Raw genomic sequence first — 15,385 nt, 5'->3', positions numbered from 1 at the left:
TTAGGCCTTCTCGATGCGGCACAAGGTGGTTTTGGTTTCTTGCATCTGGGTTACGGGATCGTAGCCGTACGTGGTGACGGTGTTGACCGCTTCGCCCAGCACGATGGGGTCCGTGCCTTGCGGGTAGGACGAACGCATGTCCTTGCCCATCCAATGGCCCGCGAAGTGGAAGGGCATCCAGGCAACGCCCTGGCCCACGCGCTCAGTGACGAGCGCTTTGACCTTGATCTTGGCGTTGTTCTCGGGCCCGAACACCCACACATCGTCGTTGTTCTTGGCGCCGATCCGGCGCGCGTCGGCCGGATGGATTTCGACGAACATGCTCTGCTGCAGTTCGGCGAGCCACTTGTTCGAACGCGTTTCGTCGCCCCCGCCCTCGTACTCGACCAGACGGCCCGAGGTGAGGATCGTCGGAAACTGCTTGGAGACGTCGCGATCCTGAATCGACTTGAACAGGGTCGGCAGACGGTGCAGCACGCGGTCGGTGTAGGTCGGATACTTGCGCACCATTTCGCGGTCCGCCGAATAGAGCGGCTCGCGGTGCGTCGGCACCGGATCGGGGAAGTTCCACACGTTGGCGCGCGCGCGCGCATTGCCCTTGGGGTCGCACCCGTGGGCGATCGCAACACGCATGAGGCCGCCCGACGTGTCGAAGTTCCAGGGCACGTTGTCGGCGTTGCCGCCGAACACCATCGTGCCGATCTCGAGGATTTCGGCGCGTTCGGCGTCGGTGAGTTCGCCTTCCCAGCCCAGACGCTTCAGCATGCCGTAGCTAAATGCCGGGTACCCGTCCTTGATCTCCGAGCCCTTCGAGAACAGGCCGTCGGCGAGCAGGCTCACGCCCTCGCGCTCGGCGCCGAACAGCACGCGGAAATTGCCGCCACCTTCAGCCACCGGAACCGACTGGTCGTAGAGGATGTGCGTGCCGGTGTGGCGATGTTCGGGCTTGCCCCAGCACGGCCACGGCAGACCGTAGAACTCGCCCTTCTTGATTTCGGCCATGCCGTCCTTGGCCGGGATGTCCTTGAGCGCCTTGAGGTTCACCCGGTCGAACGCGTCTTGGTTCGCCATGTGCGCCTTGAGGCGTTCCGGGCTCTGGCCCGAATAGCCGGCCGTAAAGCAAGTGCGGTTGATTTCGCGCAGGATGCTCTCGGCTTCCGGCACGTTGCCGTCGACCTTGATATTCTTGAACATCTGCTCGGCGAAACCGAACTTCTTGGCGAGGAGATACATGATCTCGTAGTCGTTCTTCGATTCGAAGATCGGATCGACGACCTGCTCGCCCCACTGCAGCGACCGGTTCGAGGCCGTGCGGCTGCCGCGCATTTCAAGCGAGGTGCAGGCCGGCAGCAGATAGACGCCGTCCTTGCGGTCGGCCGCCATGACCGGGATCTGGACCGGATGCGGATCGATCACGACGAGCGTGTCGACCTTCTCCATCGCCTTCTTGCCGTCGGGACCGCGCGTCTGCGTGTTGGCCCCGTGGCCCCAGAACACCATCGCCTTGATGTTGTCGGGCTGGCCCGTGAGGTTTGCCTTGGCCTCGAGTGCCAAGTCATGCCAACGCGACTGCGGTGTGCCCGGCATTTCCATGAGCGCCTTCGAGCGGAAGCGGCCGAGCATGTACTCGTACGGCACGCCCCAGCCGCGCGCAAAATGGCGCCACGCTTGTTCGGTGAGGCCGTAATAGTTCGGCAGGTTCAAGACATCGAGGCCGAGGTCGGTCGCACCCTGCACGTTGCAGTGGCCGCGGAAGATGTTGGTACCGCCGCCCGCCACGCCGATCGTGCCGTAGTTCATGTTGAGGATGCAGTAGGCGCGCACGTTGGCCGAACCCACCGTGTGCTGCGTGCCGCCCATGCACCAGATCACGGTGAAGGGCCGGTTGTTCCACAGCGTCTGCGCCACGCGGCGCAGCTGGGTGCCCGGCACGCCGGTGATGCGCTCGACTTCGGCGGGGTTGTACTTGGCGACTTCCTTCTTGACGTCATCCCAGCCATAGACGCGGCGCTTGACGAACTCTTCGTCCGTCCAGCCGTTTTCGAACGCGTGCCAGAGAATGCCCCAGATCAGCGGAATGTCCGTACCCGGACGCAGGCGCACATGCTCGGTCGAGTGGGCGGCCGTGCGCGTGAAGCGCGGGTCGCACACGATGAACGGCGCTTGGTTGTTTTCCTTGCCGCGCAGCACGTGCAACAGCGACACCGGATGCGCTTCGGCCGGATTGCCGCCGATCAGGAAGATCGAGCGCGAGTTCTGGATGTCGTTGTAGGAGTTGGTCTGGGCACCGTAGCCCCACGACTGGGCAACGCCCGCCACCGTCGTCGAGTGGCAAATGCGCGCCTGGTGGTCAATGTTGTTCGTGCCCCAGAAGGCGGCGAATTTGCGGTTGAGATATGCTGCTTCGTTCGTGAATTTGGCCGAACCCAGCCAATAGACCGAGTCAGGGCCCGCCTCTTCGCGGATCTTCAGCAGGCGGTCGCCCACTTCCGTAACGGCCTGGTCCCAGGTCATGCGCTGCCATTTGCCGGCAACGAGCTTCATCGGATATTTGAGACGGCGGTCGCCATGCACGAGTTCGCGGATGGCCGCACCCTTGGCGCAATGCGCACCCAGGTTGATCGGCGAGTCGAACGACGGCTCTTGGCCCGTCCACACGCCGTTCTGCACTTCGGCCGTCACCGTGCAACCGACCGAGCAGTGGGTGCACATGTTTTTGACGATCTTGGTGGCAACGCCGAATTTGGGCGCACCGGCTGCCGCACCGGCGGCTTCGACGGTCTTGAGCTGCAGCGAGGCGGCGGCGGCAATGCCGCCCGCCACGAGACCCGAACGGCGCATGAAGGCGCGACGATCCATCGCCGCACCGGCAGCCCCTGCAAGAGCGGCGGTCAAACGCGCGCCGACGGCCTTGCCCGAAGATTTCTTGGTCAGCATCGAATGGCTCTCCTTACTTCGCGAGCGCGTAATAGGTCTTCACATGCGCGGTTTCCGAATAGCCGGCGCTTGCCTGCGCCGGTTCGGCCGCTTTGGCGGCGGCAGGGGCCGCGATCGTGCCCGCACCTGCGGCACCGGCCGCAACGGCGCCAAGTCCTGCGACTTTGAAGAACTGGCGGCGATTGGCCGCTTTGGTGTCTGGGTTGTTGCTCATGGTCTGCCTCGCCCCTCTATCCGTTATTCGGTTCGTGCGGTTGGTCGCCTTCGTCCATTGCGAAGGCGGCGTTTTCGATCTCGATGAAGATGCGGCCGATCTGGCCGACCGGCATGTAGAGCCGGGCCGATTTGGCGGCCGCCAAATCGGCGAAGAGTTTTTCTGCCCACGGCGCAATATGCGCCGCGAAGAACGCGCGCTGCGTCGCAAGCGACGCGGGCTTGCCGAAAGCGCCAACGATGAGCCCGGCCATGGTCTCGCACAAAGAGGCGATGTGGTCCTCGGGCTCGGGGCGGTTGGACGCGCGCACGATGCCCAGTTCGGCCATGGCGCCGCGCAAATTGGCGAGCGGCTTTTCGTGCAGGAAGCCCGTCAGATAGTAGGACGCGTAGGGCAAAAGCTCGCCCTGCGACAGGCCGATGAACAGATCGTGGAATTCCTCGCGCACCTGCTCGACCGTCGTGCGTTGCGCTGTCTTGGCAAGAGCTGCGACATGGCCGCCAAGCTCGCTGTCGTCGCCGCCGAGGGCGGCAAGGCGTGCCAGGAACGCTTCGTCCGGCGCTTGCGCCAACAATTCGCCGAGCAACGCGTACCATTGCGCGCGCAGCAACTCGTCTTCGTCGATTTCGATTTCCTCGGCTTCGACGGCGGCGGGCGTCACGATAAAGTCGGATGCGTCGATGCTTGTCGACGGATAAACGTCGGGGCGCAGTTCCGAACGCGATACGCCGGTTGCGGTTTCAATGGCGAGTACGGCTTCGGCCGGCGCGCGTTTGGCGACCTTTACCCAATGCCACACATGGCCCTGCGATTTGCCGATGGCGCGCGCCAATGCCGACTGCCCCCCCGCTCGCTCGATCGCGAGCTCAAGGGCCGCAAGGCTGCGCACAATGGCTGGGCTCTCGCTCACCGGGGTTGCCCCACAAAGCGGTTTGTAACGCCAAACGCAACGATTTCGACTGGACGCACTGGCATTGAAAACTGTCAGTTTCTCGCGTGTGTTCTTGCTTCTTGGTACCGGAACTTGCAGACCGCGAAACGCGTTTTTGTTGTGTAGTTTCAACGATCAGACACCTAACCTATGCGACAGCACGATACCGCTGTCAAGAGGCCGCAACATCGCCGGATACCGTGTGCAGTGCAGCATACAAAAGCGTTTGTTGACGGGCCTTGATACGCAGAATTGCTGCAATGCAGCAAAGGCCCTCAACTCGGTTCGTCGGTGGCCTTGGCCTGCGAATCCGCCGGTGCCGTTGCGATTTGTGCGGCGGCAGCCTTGTCAGCGGCAATTTTGTCGGCCGCTTCCTTGCGTTCGATCTCCTCGACCGCTTCAACCATGCCCGACCCCACACGATAAATTGTGTTCAACAGCCCGTTCGGGAAAGTCGGAACGGCATTGAAATCGATCGAATGGCATTCGGAAATGTCGATCGTCGCGAAATGCGGATCCATCGTCCACAGCTTGCGCAAGGCAAGCTTGCGCGTGTCGTCGGCGACGTCCTTGTTCATAAACAGCGAAAAATCCGAATCCTTGGTCAGCGTCTCAAGCGGCGGCAATTCGGTCTTCGGCGTGACGGCCGTCTCCGCCGGTTTTTCGGATTTCTCCGGCGGCGTTGTTTCGGTCGCGAGCGCGATTGCGGCCGGTACAGGCTCGGCTTCGGCCGCAGGTGCCGGTGCGGGCGGTACGGCGCGCGCCTCGGCTTTGAGGCGCGACCAGCGGCCGGCAAAACCTTCGCGCGGGCGCTCGGCGTCAGCCATTGTTTTCCTTCTGCGCGAAGGAAGCGCCGTACTCGTTGCCCTCCGCCCCCTTGGCGAAACCTTTGTTCGGATCGATGCGCGTGCGCTTGCGCTTCTTGAACACTTCTTCGACATGGTAGGCGCGTACATAGTCGCCGAGCCACGCCATCAGCGCTTCGGGCATCGGCACTTTCTCGACGATATGCTCGCCGTCGACCGAATAGGCTTCCGCCTCGCCGGGACTGACCGTGACGTGACGCACGACAATGCCGGGCGGCGGCAGCGACGGATCGCGGCGCAGCACGACATAGACGGCCGGCACCGGCTCGGCGAGGTTCATGCGATATGTCACGGTCTCGGCCACGAACAACGCGATCGGGAACTCGCCCGCATACCAGATCGTCGTATCTTCTTCGCGGCGCAATTCAGTCCAGGGGGCCAACGAAACGCCGCCCAGCACGACCGAATGCGGCCGCCATTGCGGTTCGCCCCACGCGGTGCGCGGCGGCGACTGGGCCACGAGCACGCCGATCGAAAGCTGCGCGTCTTTAGGCGGAATGATTTGCGGATCGGGCGTGTTCATGTGTTTGCAAGCGCCAGCAGATCGTGGGCGGCCGCCAGATCGTCGGGCCGATTGGCGTTGAAAAACGGATCGAAGGGTTTCGTGTCGAACGTAACCATGGCAACCTTATACCGCGCCGTCCAGCGATCGACCTTGAAGATTTTTTCGGTCACAAGCGCATGGCGCAGCGCTTCGCGCAGATCGACGCGCCACAGGCCGAATACCGGATGCGCTTGGCCGCCGGACATCGCACATGCAAGGTCCGCCCCTTCGTGCGCAACCGCCGCCGCAAAACGTGCCACGAGATCGCGCGGCAAGAAGGGGGCGTCGGCCGCAAAGCTCGCGACATAGCGGGACGCAGGCGCGTGCACCGCCGCCCAATCGAGCCCAGCCAGAATGCCGGCAAGCGGGCCTGCGAAATCTGGCACGCTGTCGCCAACGACCGGCAGGCCAAAGGCCGAAAAACGCGAAGCGTCGCCATTGGCGTTCAGCACGAGGGCGGAAACCTGCGGTGCGGCGCGCGCCAGAATATGCGCCAGGATCGGCTGGCCGCCCAGATCGCGCAGGCATTTGTCGCCCCCGCCCATGCGCGTCGACTGGCCGCCCGCCAACACCACGCCCGCGATCGCCTCAGCCATCTTCCGAGCCCTTGCGACGCAGCTTGGCGTCTTCTTCGGCCGCTTCGCGCGCACTGGCGTCGAACACGATGCGCTCGGGCGCCGCCAGCACGACAAAACGGCTGCCGCGCGCGCGGCCGATCAATGTGAGCCCGGCTTTGCGCGCAAGCTCGACCCCCCAGGCCGTGAAGCCCGAACGCGACACCAAAATCGGAATCCCCATCTGCACGGTCTTGATCACCATTTCCGACGTCAGACGGCCGGTCGTGTAGAAAATCTTGTCGTGCGGCGCAAGGTCGTGGCGATACATGTAGCCCGCGATCTTGTCGACCGCATTGTGGCGCCCGACATCCTCCATATAGACAAGGGCGCGGTCGGCCGCACACAGCACGCAGCCATGTATCGCCCCTGCTTCAAGATAGAGCGAGGGAGCGGTGTTGATCGTGCGCAACAGGCGGTAGAGCTGCGAGGTCTTGAGCCGTGCCGCTTTGTCGAGGGCGACATTGTCGAATTTTTCCATGAGATCGCCGAATGCGGTCCCTTGCGCGCAGCCCGAGGTCAGCGTCTTCTTGCGCAGCTTGTCTTCGAAGTCGGTCTCGCGATCCGTGCGCACCACGACCACGTCGAGCTCGGCATCGAACTCGACACCCGTCACGCGCGCGTCGGCGGGCAGCATGTTCTGGTTCAGGAGATAGCCAAGGGCGAGATATTCGGGATAGTCGCCGATCGTCATCATCGTGACGATCTCGCGCGCATTCAAATAGAGCGTGAGCGGCTTTTCGGCGACGACCGAGGTTTCGACGGCCGCCCCCGTCTGGTCGATGCCGGAGACGCGCGCCACGAGCCGCGCATCGGCGGGATCGGGCATAAGCAGGAATTCGTTTGCCATGCGCGCGAGAATGGCCCCCAATGTGCGGCGGTTCAAGGGGTGCGTTGCCAAAGAAACGCCTTGATCGTACCGCCCGGCTTTGCCACATAACGGCCGAGGATTCCGCCCCCCGAAAGCACCCATGGAAATCGACGGCAAAACGGTTCTGGTCTGCGACTGCACGGGCACCATGCCGCTCGACGGCAAGGCCCTGCGCAAAGCCTGCACGGCGGCCGTCGGCAACGACGTCGGCGAAGTCGCCCCCGGTACGCTGTTGTGCCGCGCGCAGATCGGCAATTTCGAAGCCGCCCTCAAGAAGGGCCGCGAGCTCGTGGTCGCGTGCACACAGGAAGCCCCCTTCTTCGCCGAGACGCGCGCCGAGCTCGGGCTCGACAACAATATTCGCTTCGTCAATATCCGCGAGCGCGCGGGCTGGTCGGAGGAAGCCGACAAGGCCATGCCGAAGATCGCGGCATTGCTGGCCGAAGCCGCGATCGACGTGCCGCCCACTGCAAGCGTGTCGATGCGCTCGCAAGGGATCGCCCTCGTCTACGGGCGCGACGAGACCGCGATCGCGGCGGCCAAGCGCTTGGGTGCCCGCCTCGACTGCACGGTGCTGCTGACCAAGCCCGCCTCCGTGGCACCGCCGCGCCTGACCGACGTGCCGATCTTCCGCGGCACCATCGCGCGCGCCAAGGGCCATCTGGGCGCTTTCGAAATCACCGTCGACGACTATGCGCCGGCCCTGCCCGCTTCGCGCGGCCAACTCGGTTTCGAACGCGCGCGCGACGGGGCGTCGTCCAAATGCGACATCATCCTCGACCTCACCGGCGGAACGCCTTTGTTCCAGGCGCACGAAAAGCGCGACGGCTATTTCCGCGCCGATCCCAAGGACCCCGCCGCCGTCGAGCGCGCAATCTACGCCGCGTCCGACATGATCGGCGAGTTCGAGAAGCCGCGCTACATCGCCTACCAGGCCGATATCTGCACGCATAGCCGCAACACCAAGAAAGGCTGCAATCGCTGCCTCGATGTGTGCCCGACCGGTGCCATCGCCTCGGCGGGCGACCATGTCGACATCGATCCGTATGTGTGCGCGGGCTGCGGCAGTTGTGCGTCCGTGTGCCCGACGGGGGCTGCGACCTACGCGCTGCCGGAAAAAGACACGGTGCTCGATCGGTTGCGCACGCTGCTCGTGGCCTATGGGCGTGCTGGCGGCAGTCGTGCGGTGCTGCTCGTGCATGACGGCAAGCACGGCGAAGAAGTGATCGACATGATCGCGCGCCACGGCCGCGGCCTGCCCGCCCATGTGCTGCCGTTTGCGGTCAACGAAATCACGCAAGTAGGTTTCGACTTTATGGCCTGCGCATTGGCCTTCGGGGCCGCCCAAGTGCGCCTGCTCGTCGATCCCGAAAAGCGCGACGAGCTTGCGGGCCTCGCAGGCCAAATCGGCCTTGCCGAGACGGCCATGTCGGGCCTCGGCTTCGGCGAAGGGCGCGTTGCGATCATCGACGATGCCGATCCCGAAACGGTCGAAGCTTTGCTCTACGGCACAAAGGTTGCGGCCGCACCCAAGCAAGGCGGCTTCCTGCCCACGGGCGGTAAGCGCGAAGTGACCTTGCTCGCCTTGCGCCATCTGCACGAGGTGGCGCCTGCCCCCGTCGATGTGCTGCCGCTGGCCGCAGGCTCGCCCTTCGGCACGCTCGCGATCGACACGGCCGGCTGCACGTTGTGCCTCTCGTGCGTGGGCACGTGCCCGACAGGTGCGCTCATCGACAATCCCGACATGCCGCAGCTGCGCTTCATCCAGGAAGCTTGCGTGCAGTGCGGCCTGTGCAAGGCGACATGCCCCGAGAAGGTCATTCAGCTGAAGCCGCAGCTCGATTTCACCTCGGTCGCAAAGTCGCCTGCCCTCGTCAAAGAAGAAGAGCCCGCCTGCTGCGTGCGTTGCGGCAAGCCCTTCGGCACGCTGTCGGCGATCGAAAACGTCACGGCCAAACTCGCCGACAAACATTGGATGTTCCAGAAGCCCGAAGTGGTCGAGCGCATCCGCATGTGCGAGGACTGCCGCCTGATCCGCCAGGCCGAAGCCGCGATCGATCCGTTTGCGGGCCCGCCGCGCCCGCTCACGCGCACGACCGAAGACGATCTGCGCGAAAACGAGCGCGCCAAGCGCGCGGCCGAGCAGCAGACCACGCCCAAGCGCTAAACGCGACAAGTCGGCGGACAGGCGCTATATTCCGCCGGACATAACGCAAGGATTCGGAATTTCGATGGATACTGGCCTCGCCCCCCCGGCCGCACCTGGAGCCGAAAAACTCGTCGATCCGTTTGCGCGCGCGATCTCGTATCTGCGCGTGTCGGTCACGGATCGCTGCGATTTTCGCTGCGTCTATTGCATGTCCGAAAACATGACGTTCCTGCCCAAGGCCGAGATCCTGTCGCTCGAGGAACTCGACCGGCTGTGCTCGGCGTTCGTGCGCCTGGGTGTGCGCAAGCTACGCCTCACTGGCGGCGAGCCGCTCGTGCGGCGCAACGTGATGAGCCTCGTGCGCAATCTCGGCCGCCATATCGAGGCGGGAGCACTCGACGAACTCACCCTCACCACCAACGGCTCGCAGCTCGCGAAGTATGCGCACGAGCTCCGCGACGCCGGCGTGCGCCGCATCAACGTGTCGCTCGACACGCTGGACCCGGCCAAATTCACCGCCCTCACGCGCTGGGGCAAGCTCGACCAGGTGCTGGACGGCCTCAAGGCCGCCAAACAGGCGGGGCTCGCCGTCAAGATCAACGCGGTCGCCCTCAAAGGCGGCAACGACGACGAATTCGACCGTCTCGTCGCCTGGTCGGGCGAAGAGGGTTTCGATCTCGTCTTCATCGAAGTGATGCCGATGGGCGACATCGGCGGCGAAGCGCGCCTCGACCAATATCTGCCGCTGTCGCTCGTGCGCGCGTCGCTTGCCAAGAACTGGACGCTCGACGAGACCGACTACCGCACCGGCGGGCCTGCGCGCTATTTCACGGTGCGCGAAACCGGCCGGCGTTTGGGCTTCATCACGCCGCTCACGCACAATTTCTGCGAAAGCTGCAACCGCGTGCGGCTCACTTGCACCGGCACGCTCTATATGTGCCTGGGCCAAGACGACGCGGCCGATCTGCGCACGCCCTTGCGTGCGTCGGCGGACGACGCCGCCCTCGACACGGCGATCCGCAATGCGATCGCGCGCAAGCCCAAAGGCCACGATTTTGTCATCGACCGGCGCCACAAGGCGCCCGCCGTCGCCCGCCATATGTCGGTCACCGGCGGCTAGTCCCCGACAAGCCCCTGGAACGGCACGGGCGGCTGGCGTAAACATCTCGCCCATGTCCGACACGCCGTCCAAAATTGCGTTTGTTGCCGCCGATACGCCGCAGGCGGCCGAAGCGCTCGCGCGCCTCAAAAAACGCTACGCGAACGTGCCGTTCGACAAGGCCGACCTCGTCGTGGCGCTGGGCGGCGACGGCTTTGTGCTGCAAACGCTGCACCGGTCGCTGGCGCGCGGCGTGCCCGTCTTCGGCATGCATCGCGGCTCGGTCGGGTTCCTGATGAACGATTTCCGACCGCTGGGGCTCATCGCCCGCCTCAAAGCCGCGCATCGCGTGACCTTGCACCCGTTGCGCATGACCGTGCGCTGCAAGAACGGCAAAACCGAAACCGCCGTCGCGATCAACGAAGTGAGCTTGCTGCGCCAATTGCGCCAGGCGGCCAAAATCCGCGTGTCGATCGACGGCGTGGTGCGGCTCGAAGAACTCATCGCCGACGGCGTGCTCGTCTCCACGCCCGCCGGATCGACCGCCTACAATCTTTCGGCCCATGGCCCCATTGTGCCGATGGGCGCCGAGTTGCTCGCACTCACGCCGATCACGGCGTTTCGCCCGCGGCGCTGGCGCGGCGCTTTGCTGCCCGCACGCGCCAAGGTCACGTTCGACGTGCTCGAAGCCGACAAGCGCCCGGTCAGTGCGACCGCCGACCACACCGAAATCCGCGACGTAATCCATGTCGAAGTCGCCGAAGACCGCACCAAGCGCCTCACGCTGCTGTTCGACCCCGAGCACTCGTTCGAAGAACGCGTGCTGAAAGAACAATTCGCGCCGTGACCGACACCGTCGACGTGCGCGCGGGCTACGACAGCTGGGCCAGCGACTACGACCGTTTCGACAATCCGATGGTGGCGCTGGCCGCCCTCGCCTTCGCGCAAGCGAAGCTGCGGCTTAAGGGGGCCGCGTTCCTCGATATCGGCTGCGGCACCGGGCGCAATCTCGGGCTCGCGCGCGAAGGCGGCGCTTCCCTGCTCGTCGGCATCGACGGCTCGAGCGGCATGCTGGCCCAGGCGCAGGTCCGGCTCGCCGGAGCCGCAACCCTCGTCGAAGCCGATTTGGCCGGCGCCTGGCCGCGTTTGCCGGGCGCACCTTTCGACGTTGCCTGCATCTCGCTGGTTCTCGAACATTTCCAAACCGTCACGCCGATCGTGGCGCAGGCGGCAACGCTGCTCAAAAGCGGCGGCGTGCTGTTCGTGGCCGAAATGCATGCGGATTTGGCGGCGGCGGGCACGGGGGCGCATTTCGAGAAAGACGGGAAGATCCATCGCCTGCCGAGCTTCCGCCACGACGTCGTCGAGTTCCGTGCGGCCCTTGCAGCCGCCGGGTTTGCACCTTGCGAGATCGTCGAATGGGCCGCCGACGACCATATCGTGCTTGTGCCGAAGCTTGCCAAACATCGCGGCAAACGCGTGCTCTCGAGTTTCGTCGCGCGAAAAGCCTAGACGCTCGCCTTCAGCATCTTGCGCGCGGCCGCAAGGAACTTCGGATCGATCGGCGGCGGGCGCGTGTCGATGCCTTTGCCGAGCACGTCGAGCACGTGCGAAATCGCATCGACGCGTGCGCGCCATTTGCTGTCGGCCTGCACGAGGCGCCAGCGCGCGTGCTTCCAGTCCGTGCGCTCGAACATTTCGTCGGCTGCGTGCGCGTAGGCGTCGCGCTGCCGATAGGCGTCGAGATCGGCCTGGGTCAGCTTCCAGCGCTTGGTTGGGTCTTCGAGCCGATCGGCGAAGCGCTTGAGCTGGACCTTCGGCGTGATGTGCAGAAACACTTTGGCGATGCGCACGCCGTCCGCTGCGAGCTGGCGTTCGAACTCGACGATCTCGCGATAGGCGCGCTTCCAGTCTTTGGGCGCGCAGAGCTTGTCCACGCGCTCGACCAGCACGCGCCCGTACCAGGAGCGGTCGAACACGGCGAGCGATCCGGGCAGCGGCAGCCTCTGCCAGAAGCGGTAAAGATAGTGGCGCGCCTGCTCGTCTTCTTGCGGGGCGGCAATGGGCCACACATAGACGCCGCGCGGATCGAGCATCTGCACCATGCGGCGGATCGCCCCGCCCTTGCCGGCCGCATCCCAGCCCTCGAACACGACGATGCCGCGCCGCTTTTCGTGCCAGTAGGTCTGCTGGAGTGCCAACATGCGCGCTTGCAGCACGGCCAACTCGGCTTCGTACGCAGCACGGTCGGGAAAACGCTTGCCCGGTTTCAGCGACGACAGACGATGTGCCATCGCATGAAATCCTTTCAGCTGGCGTCGTTGAGATGGCAGGCCGACCGGCGGCCCGGTGCAATCTCGCGCAAGATCGGCGCTTCGACGCTGCAGCGCGGCATTGCGTGCGGGCAGCGCGGATGGAAATGGCAGCCGCCCGGCGGGTTGAGCGGCGAGGGAATTTCGCCTTTGACCGGCACGAACACGCGCTTGCGCGTATCGAGGCGCGGGATCTCGCCCAGCAACGCGATCGTGTAGGGGTGGTTGGGGTTGGCGAAAAGGTCGTCCGTAGCCCCCTCTTCGACCACGCGGCCCAGATACATGATCACGACGCGGTCCGAGAGATGGCGCACCACGCCGAGGTCGTGGCTGATGAAGAGATACGTGAGATTGAGGGCGGCGCGCAGTTCCATGAACAGATTGAGGATCTGCGCTTGGATCGACACGTCGAGCGCGGCCACGGACTCGTCGCACACGACGAATTCGGGCTTGACCGCAAGGGCGCGCGCAATGCCGATGCGCTGGCGCTGGCCGCCCGAGAATTGATGCGGATAGCGCTTCTTGTAGGCCGGATCGAGGCCCACGCGGCGCATCGTCTCGTCGAGATAGGCCACCTCGCCCGCTTTGTCGGTGAGGCCGTGATAGAGCGGCGCCTCGCCGATGATGTCGGCCACCCGCATGCGCGGATTGAGCGAGGCGTACGGGTCCTGAAAGATCATCTGCACGGCAAGGGCGGCCTTCACGCGCGCCTGCCCGGACAGCGCCGAAAGCGGTTGACCGCGATAGAGTACTTCGCCTTGCGTCTGCGGCAGGATACCCGCGACGATGCGCCCGAGCGTGGATTTGCCGCACCCGCTTTCGCCCACGAGGCCCACGACCTCGCCCTCGGCGACCGACAGCGACACGCGATCGACCGCATGCACGGTCTCCTCGCGCACATTGGCGCCGAGCTTGGCGGCGAGCTTGCCCGCCATATCGAGCGATTTGACGAAGCGCTTGGAGACGTCCTTGAGTTCGACGATAGGGGTTGCCATCACGCCACCTCGGTCAGCGGATGGAAGCAGCGCACTTGGCGCAAGCCGCCCGATGCCGGGGGGGCCGACGCTTCGCATGTCGCGTCGGCATGCGTGCAGCGCAGGCGGAACGCGCAGCCCGAGGGCAGGTTCAGCATCGACGGCATCACGCCCGGTATCTGCACAAGCTTAGTGCCTTTGACGTTGCGGCTCGGCACCGAACCGATGAGACCGGCCGTGTAGGGATGTGCGGGCGCATCAAGCACCTGGTCGACAGAGCCGCGCTCGACGATGCGGCCCGCATACATCACGCAAATCTCGTCGGCGAGCGAGGCCACGACCGACAGATCGTGCGTGATCCAGATGAGCGCCGTGCGCGTTTCGCGCGCGAGCTTCTGCACCTCGTAGAGGATCTGGCCCTGGATCGTCACGTCGAGGGCCGTGGTCGGCTCGTCGGCGACGATGAGATCGGGCTTGTTCAGAAGCGCGATCGCGATCGCGACACGCTGGCGCATGCCGCCCGAAAACTGGTGCGGATACGAATTGAGCCGCTCTTCGGGGCTCGGGATACCGACTTGGCCGAGCGCATCGCGCGCGCGCGTCCAGGCGGTTTTGCGGTCCACGTTGCCGTGCGCCTGCACGGCTTCGATCATCTGGGTTTCCACTTTGAGGACCGGATTGAGCGTCATCATCGGGTCCTGGAAGATCATCGCGATGCGGTTGCCGCGCAATTGGCGCAGCTCCTCCTCGCCCATCTTGGCGATGTCGCGGCCCTGGAACAGCACGCGCCCGCCCGCAATGCGGCCCGGCGGATCGACGAGCCCCATGATCGAGAAGCCGGTGACCGACTTGCCCGAGCCGGACTCGCCCACGAGGCCCAGAATCTGGCCCTGGCGCACATCGAACGACACGCCGTCGACGGCGCGCACGGTGCCGGCTTTGGTGTCGAAATGCGTCTGCAGATTCTCGACGCGCAATGTTGCTTCGTTCGTCATTTCTGGAGCCGCGGGTTGAGAACGTCGCGCAGACGGTCGCCGACGAGGTTGATCGACACGATGGTGACCAGCAAGGCGACGCCAGGGAAGAAGCTGATCCAGTACACGCCCGACAGAATGTACTCAAAACCGTTTGCAATGAGCAGGCCAAGCGAAGGCTCGGTAATCGGCAAGCCCACGCCCAGGAACGACAAGGTCGCTTCCAGGGCAATCGAATTGGCGATCTGGATGGTGCCGACCACGATCAACGGCGGCAGGCAGTTGGGCAAAATATGGCGAAACAGGATGCGCCGCTGCGGCAGTGCGAGGCACTGAGCGGCTTCCACGTATTCCTTGCGCCGCTCGACCAGCGCCGAGGCGCGCACCGTGCGCGCATAATAGGCCCACTGGATCACCACGAGGGCGATCACGATTTTGCCCGTCCCCTGCCCGAACACGGCCAGCAGCACGAGGGCGATCAAAATTGCCGGGAACGAGAGTTTGATGTCGACCGTGCGCATCAAGAGCGTATCGACCAAGCCGCCGTAATAGGCGGCCGCAAGCCCGACAGCCGTACCGACGGCAGCGGCGATGAAGCCCGATGTGACCGCGACCAGGAACGAGGTGCGAAGGCCGTAGAGAATGGCCGAGACCATGTCGCGGCCCTGGCCGTCGGAGCCGAGCCAGAAAACAAGCCCGTCCATCGACGCTTTTCCGGGCGGCATTTTGCCGTCCATGATGTCGAGCTGGCGCAGATCGTAGGGGTTCTGCGGGCTGATATAAGCGCACGCCATCGCGGCCGCGAAGATCGCAACGAACAGCACGCCCGCGCCCACGGCGACTTTGTCTTCGCGGAAATCGGCGACGAAGCGCCGGAAGGGTGTGTCGAGATCGGCCATG

At 64.7% G+C, this 15,385-nt stretch carries 15 protein-coding genes and 1 pseudogene; 4 read left to right on the top strand and 12 right to left on the bottom strand.

The features are described from left to right. From O9320_09440 to fdhD, 8 genes and pseudogenes are all read right to left on the bottom strand, one after another. Window positions 1-2,937, bottom strand: coding sequence for a formate dehydrogenase subunit alpha (locus O9320_09440; GenBank protein ID MCZ8311064.1), 2,937 nt, complete (start codon window positions 2,935-2,937; stop codon window positions 1-3). A gap of 13 nt (window positions 2,938-2,950) precedes the next feature. Beyond that, window positions 2,951-3,151, bottom strand: coding sequence for a formate dehydrogenase (locus O9320_09435; protein MCZ8311063.1), 201 nt, complete (start codon window positions 3,149-3,151; stop codon window positions 2,951-2,953). 16 nt (window positions 3,152-3,167) lie between these two features. Further along, window positions 3,168-3,812 (bottom strand): molecular chaperone TorD family protein, encoded by a 645-nt coding sequence (locus tag O9320_09430; GenBank protein MCZ8311062.1) that lies wholly within the window; start codon window positions 3,810-3,812, stop codon window positions 3,168-3,170. 42 nt (window positions 3,813-3,854) lie between these two features. Next, a pseudogene (locus tag O9320_09425) lies at window positions 3,855-4,040 on the bottom strand (YdaS family helix-turn-helix protein). Window positions 4,041-4,357: 317 nt separating this feature from the next. Beyond that, a complete protein-coding gene (locus O9320_09420; protein MCZ8311061.1) occupies window positions 4,358-4,909 on the bottom strand; it encodes a DUF3306 domain-containing protein in 552 nt (183 codons plus the stop codon). Further along, a complete protein-coding gene (locus O9320_09415) occupies window positions 4,902-5,471 on the bottom strand; it encodes a DUF3305 domain-containing protein (GenBank protein ID MCZ8311060.1) in 570 nt (189 codons plus the stop codon). The genes O9320_09420 and O9320_09415 overlap by 8 nt, the downstream gene beginning before the upstream one ends. Continuing rightward, complete coding sequence (gene mobA, locus O9320_09410; protein MCZ8311059.1) at window positions 5,468-6,088, bottom strand: molybdenum cofactor guanylyltransferase MobA; 621 nt, start codon at window positions 6,086-6,088, stop codon at window positions 5,468-5,470. The genes O9320_09415 and mobA overlap by 4 nt, the downstream gene beginning before the upstream one ends. After that, window positions 6,081-6,956, bottom strand: coding sequence for a formate dehydrogenase accessory sulfurtransferase FdhD (gene fdhD, locus O9320_09405; protein ID MCZ8311058.1), 876 nt, complete (start codon window positions 6,954-6,956; stop codon window positions 6,081-6,083). The genes mobA and fdhD overlap by 8 nt, the downstream gene beginning before the upstream one ends. Window positions 6,957-7,077: 121 nt before the next feature. Between fdhD and O9320_09400 the strand changes: the two genes are divergently transcribed. The 4 genes from O9320_09400 (at window position 7,078) to O9320_09385 (ending at window position 11,737) form a co-directional block, all read left to right on the top strand. Then, window positions 7,078-9,144 carry a 4Fe-4S binding protein gene (locus tag O9320_09400; GenBank protein ID MCZ8311057.1) on the top strand — a complete coding sequence of 689 codons (2,067 nt, stop codon included), beginning with the start codon at window positions 7,078-7,080 and terminating at the stop codon, window positions 9,142-9,144. A 64-nt stretch (window positions 9,145-9,208) separates the two neighbouring features. After that, window positions 9,209-10,246, top strand: coding sequence for a GTP 3',8-cyclase MoaA (gene moaA, locus O9320_09395; GenBank protein ID MCZ8311056.1), 1,038 nt, complete (start codon window positions 9,209-9,211; stop codon window positions 10,244-10,246). Between the two features lie 52 nt (window positions 10,247-10,298). Beyond that, window positions 10,299-11,072 carry an NAD kinase gene (locus O9320_09390; protein MCZ8311055.1) on the top strand — a complete coding sequence of 258 codons (774 nt, stop codon included), beginning with the start codon at window positions 10,299-10,301 and terminating at the stop codon, window positions 11,070-11,072. Next, window positions 11,069-11,737 (top strand): class I SAM-dependent methyltransferase, encoded by a 669-nt coding sequence (locus O9320_09385; protein MCZ8311054.1) that lies wholly within the window; start codon window positions 11,069-11,071, stop codon window positions 11,735-11,737. The genes O9320_09390 and O9320_09385 overlap by 4 nt, the downstream gene beginning before the upstream one ends. On the opposite strand, the gene O9320_09380 is transcribed toward O9320_09385, so the two are convergent. The 4 genes from O9320_09380 to O9320_09365 are packed head-to-tail and all read right to left on the bottom strand — an operon-like array spanning window position 11,734 to window position 15,384. Further along, a complete protein-coding gene (locus O9320_09380; protein MCZ8311053.1) occupies window positions 11,734-12,519 on the bottom strand; it encodes a polyphosphate kinase in 786 nt (261 codons plus the stop codon). The genes O9320_09385 and O9320_09380 overlap by 4 nt on opposite strands. A 14-nt stretch (window positions 12,520-12,533) precedes the next feature. Then, window positions 12,534-13,532 (bottom strand): ABC transporter ATP-binding protein, encoded by a 999-nt coding sequence (locus O9320_09375; GenBank protein ID MCZ8311052.1) that lies wholly within the window; start codon window positions 13,530-13,532, stop codon window positions 12,534-12,536. After that, the gene (locus O9320_09370; GenBank protein ID MCZ8311051.1) at window positions 13,532-14,506 is read right to left on the bottom strand and encodes an ABC transporter ATP-binding protein; all 975 of its coding nucleotides are present in this window, start codon (window positions 14,504-14,506) and stop codon (window positions 13,532-13,534) included. The genes O9320_09375 and O9320_09370 overlap by 1 nt, the downstream gene beginning before the upstream one ends. Further along, complete coding sequence (locus tag O9320_09365; GenBank protein MCZ8311050.1) at window positions 14,503-15,384, bottom strand: ABC transporter permease; 882 nt, start codon at window positions 15,382-15,384, stop codon at window positions 14,503-14,505. The genes O9320_09370 and O9320_09365 overlap by 4 nt, the downstream gene beginning before the upstream one ends. Between the last annotated feature and the right edge of the window lies 1 nt (window position 15,385).

The sequence above is a fragment of the Magnetospirillum sp. genome, assembly GCA_027532905.1.
Taxonomy (GTDB): Bacteria; Pseudomonadota; Alphaproteobacteria; order CACIAM-22H2; family CACIAM-22H2; genus Tagaea.
The sequence above is the reverse complement of the archived record's forward strand: the minus strand, read 5'-3'. Positions and strand labels throughout refer to the sequence as shown.

Bases quoted from the DNA above. Each gene is read 5' to 3' on its own strand.
- mobA (MCZ8311059.1), bottom strand. From the start codon at position 6,088: ATGGCTGAGGCGATCGCGGGCGTGGTGTTGGCGGGCGGCCAGTCGACG.
- O9320_09400 (MCZ8311057.1), top strand. From the start codon at position 7,078: ATGGAAATCGACGGCAAAACGGTTCTGGTCTGCGACTGCACGGGCACC.
- O9320_09435 (MCZ8311063.1), bottom strand. From the start codon at position 3,151: ATGAGCAACAACCCAGACACCAAAGCGGCCAATCGCCGCCAGTTCTTC.
- O9320_09365 (MCZ8311050.1), bottom strand. From the start codon at position 15,384: ATGGCCGATCTCGACACACCCTTCCGGCGCTTCGTCGCCGATTTCCGC.
- O9320_09375 (MCZ8311052.1), bottom strand. From the start codon at position 13,532: ATGGCAACCCCTATCGTCGAACTCAAGGACGTCTCCAAGCGCTTCGTC.
- O9320_09415 (MCZ8311060.1), bottom strand. From the start codon at position 5,471: ATGAACACGCCCGATCCGCAAATCATTCCGCCTAAAGACGCGCAGCTT.
- moaA (MCZ8311056.1), top strand. From the start codon at position 9,209: ATGGATACTGGCCTCGCCCCCCCGGCCGCACCTGGAGCCGAAAAACTC.
- O9320_09370 (MCZ8311051.1), bottom strand. From the start codon at position 14,506: ATGACGAACGAAGCAACATTGCGCGTCGAGAATCTGCAGACGCATTTC.
- O9320_09420 (MCZ8311061.1), bottom strand. From the start codon at position 4,909: ATGGCTGACGCCGAGCGCCCGCGCGAAGGTTTTGCCGGCCGCTGGTCG.
- fdhD (MCZ8311058.1), bottom strand. From the start codon at position 6,956: ATGGCAAACGAATTCCTGCTTATGCCCGATCCCGCCGATGCGCGGCTC.
- O9320_09380 (MCZ8311053.1), bottom strand. From the start codon at position 12,519: ATGGCACATCGTCTGTCGTCGCTGAAACCGGGCAAGCGTTTTCCCGAC.
- O9320_09440 (MCZ8311064.1), bottom strand. From the start codon at position 2,937: ATGCTGACCAAGAAATCTTCGGGCAAGGCCGTCGGCGCGCGTTTGACC.
- O9320_09390 (MCZ8311055.1), top strand. From the start codon at position 10,299: ATGTCCGACACGCCGTCCAAAATTGCGTTTGTTGCCGCCGATACGCCG.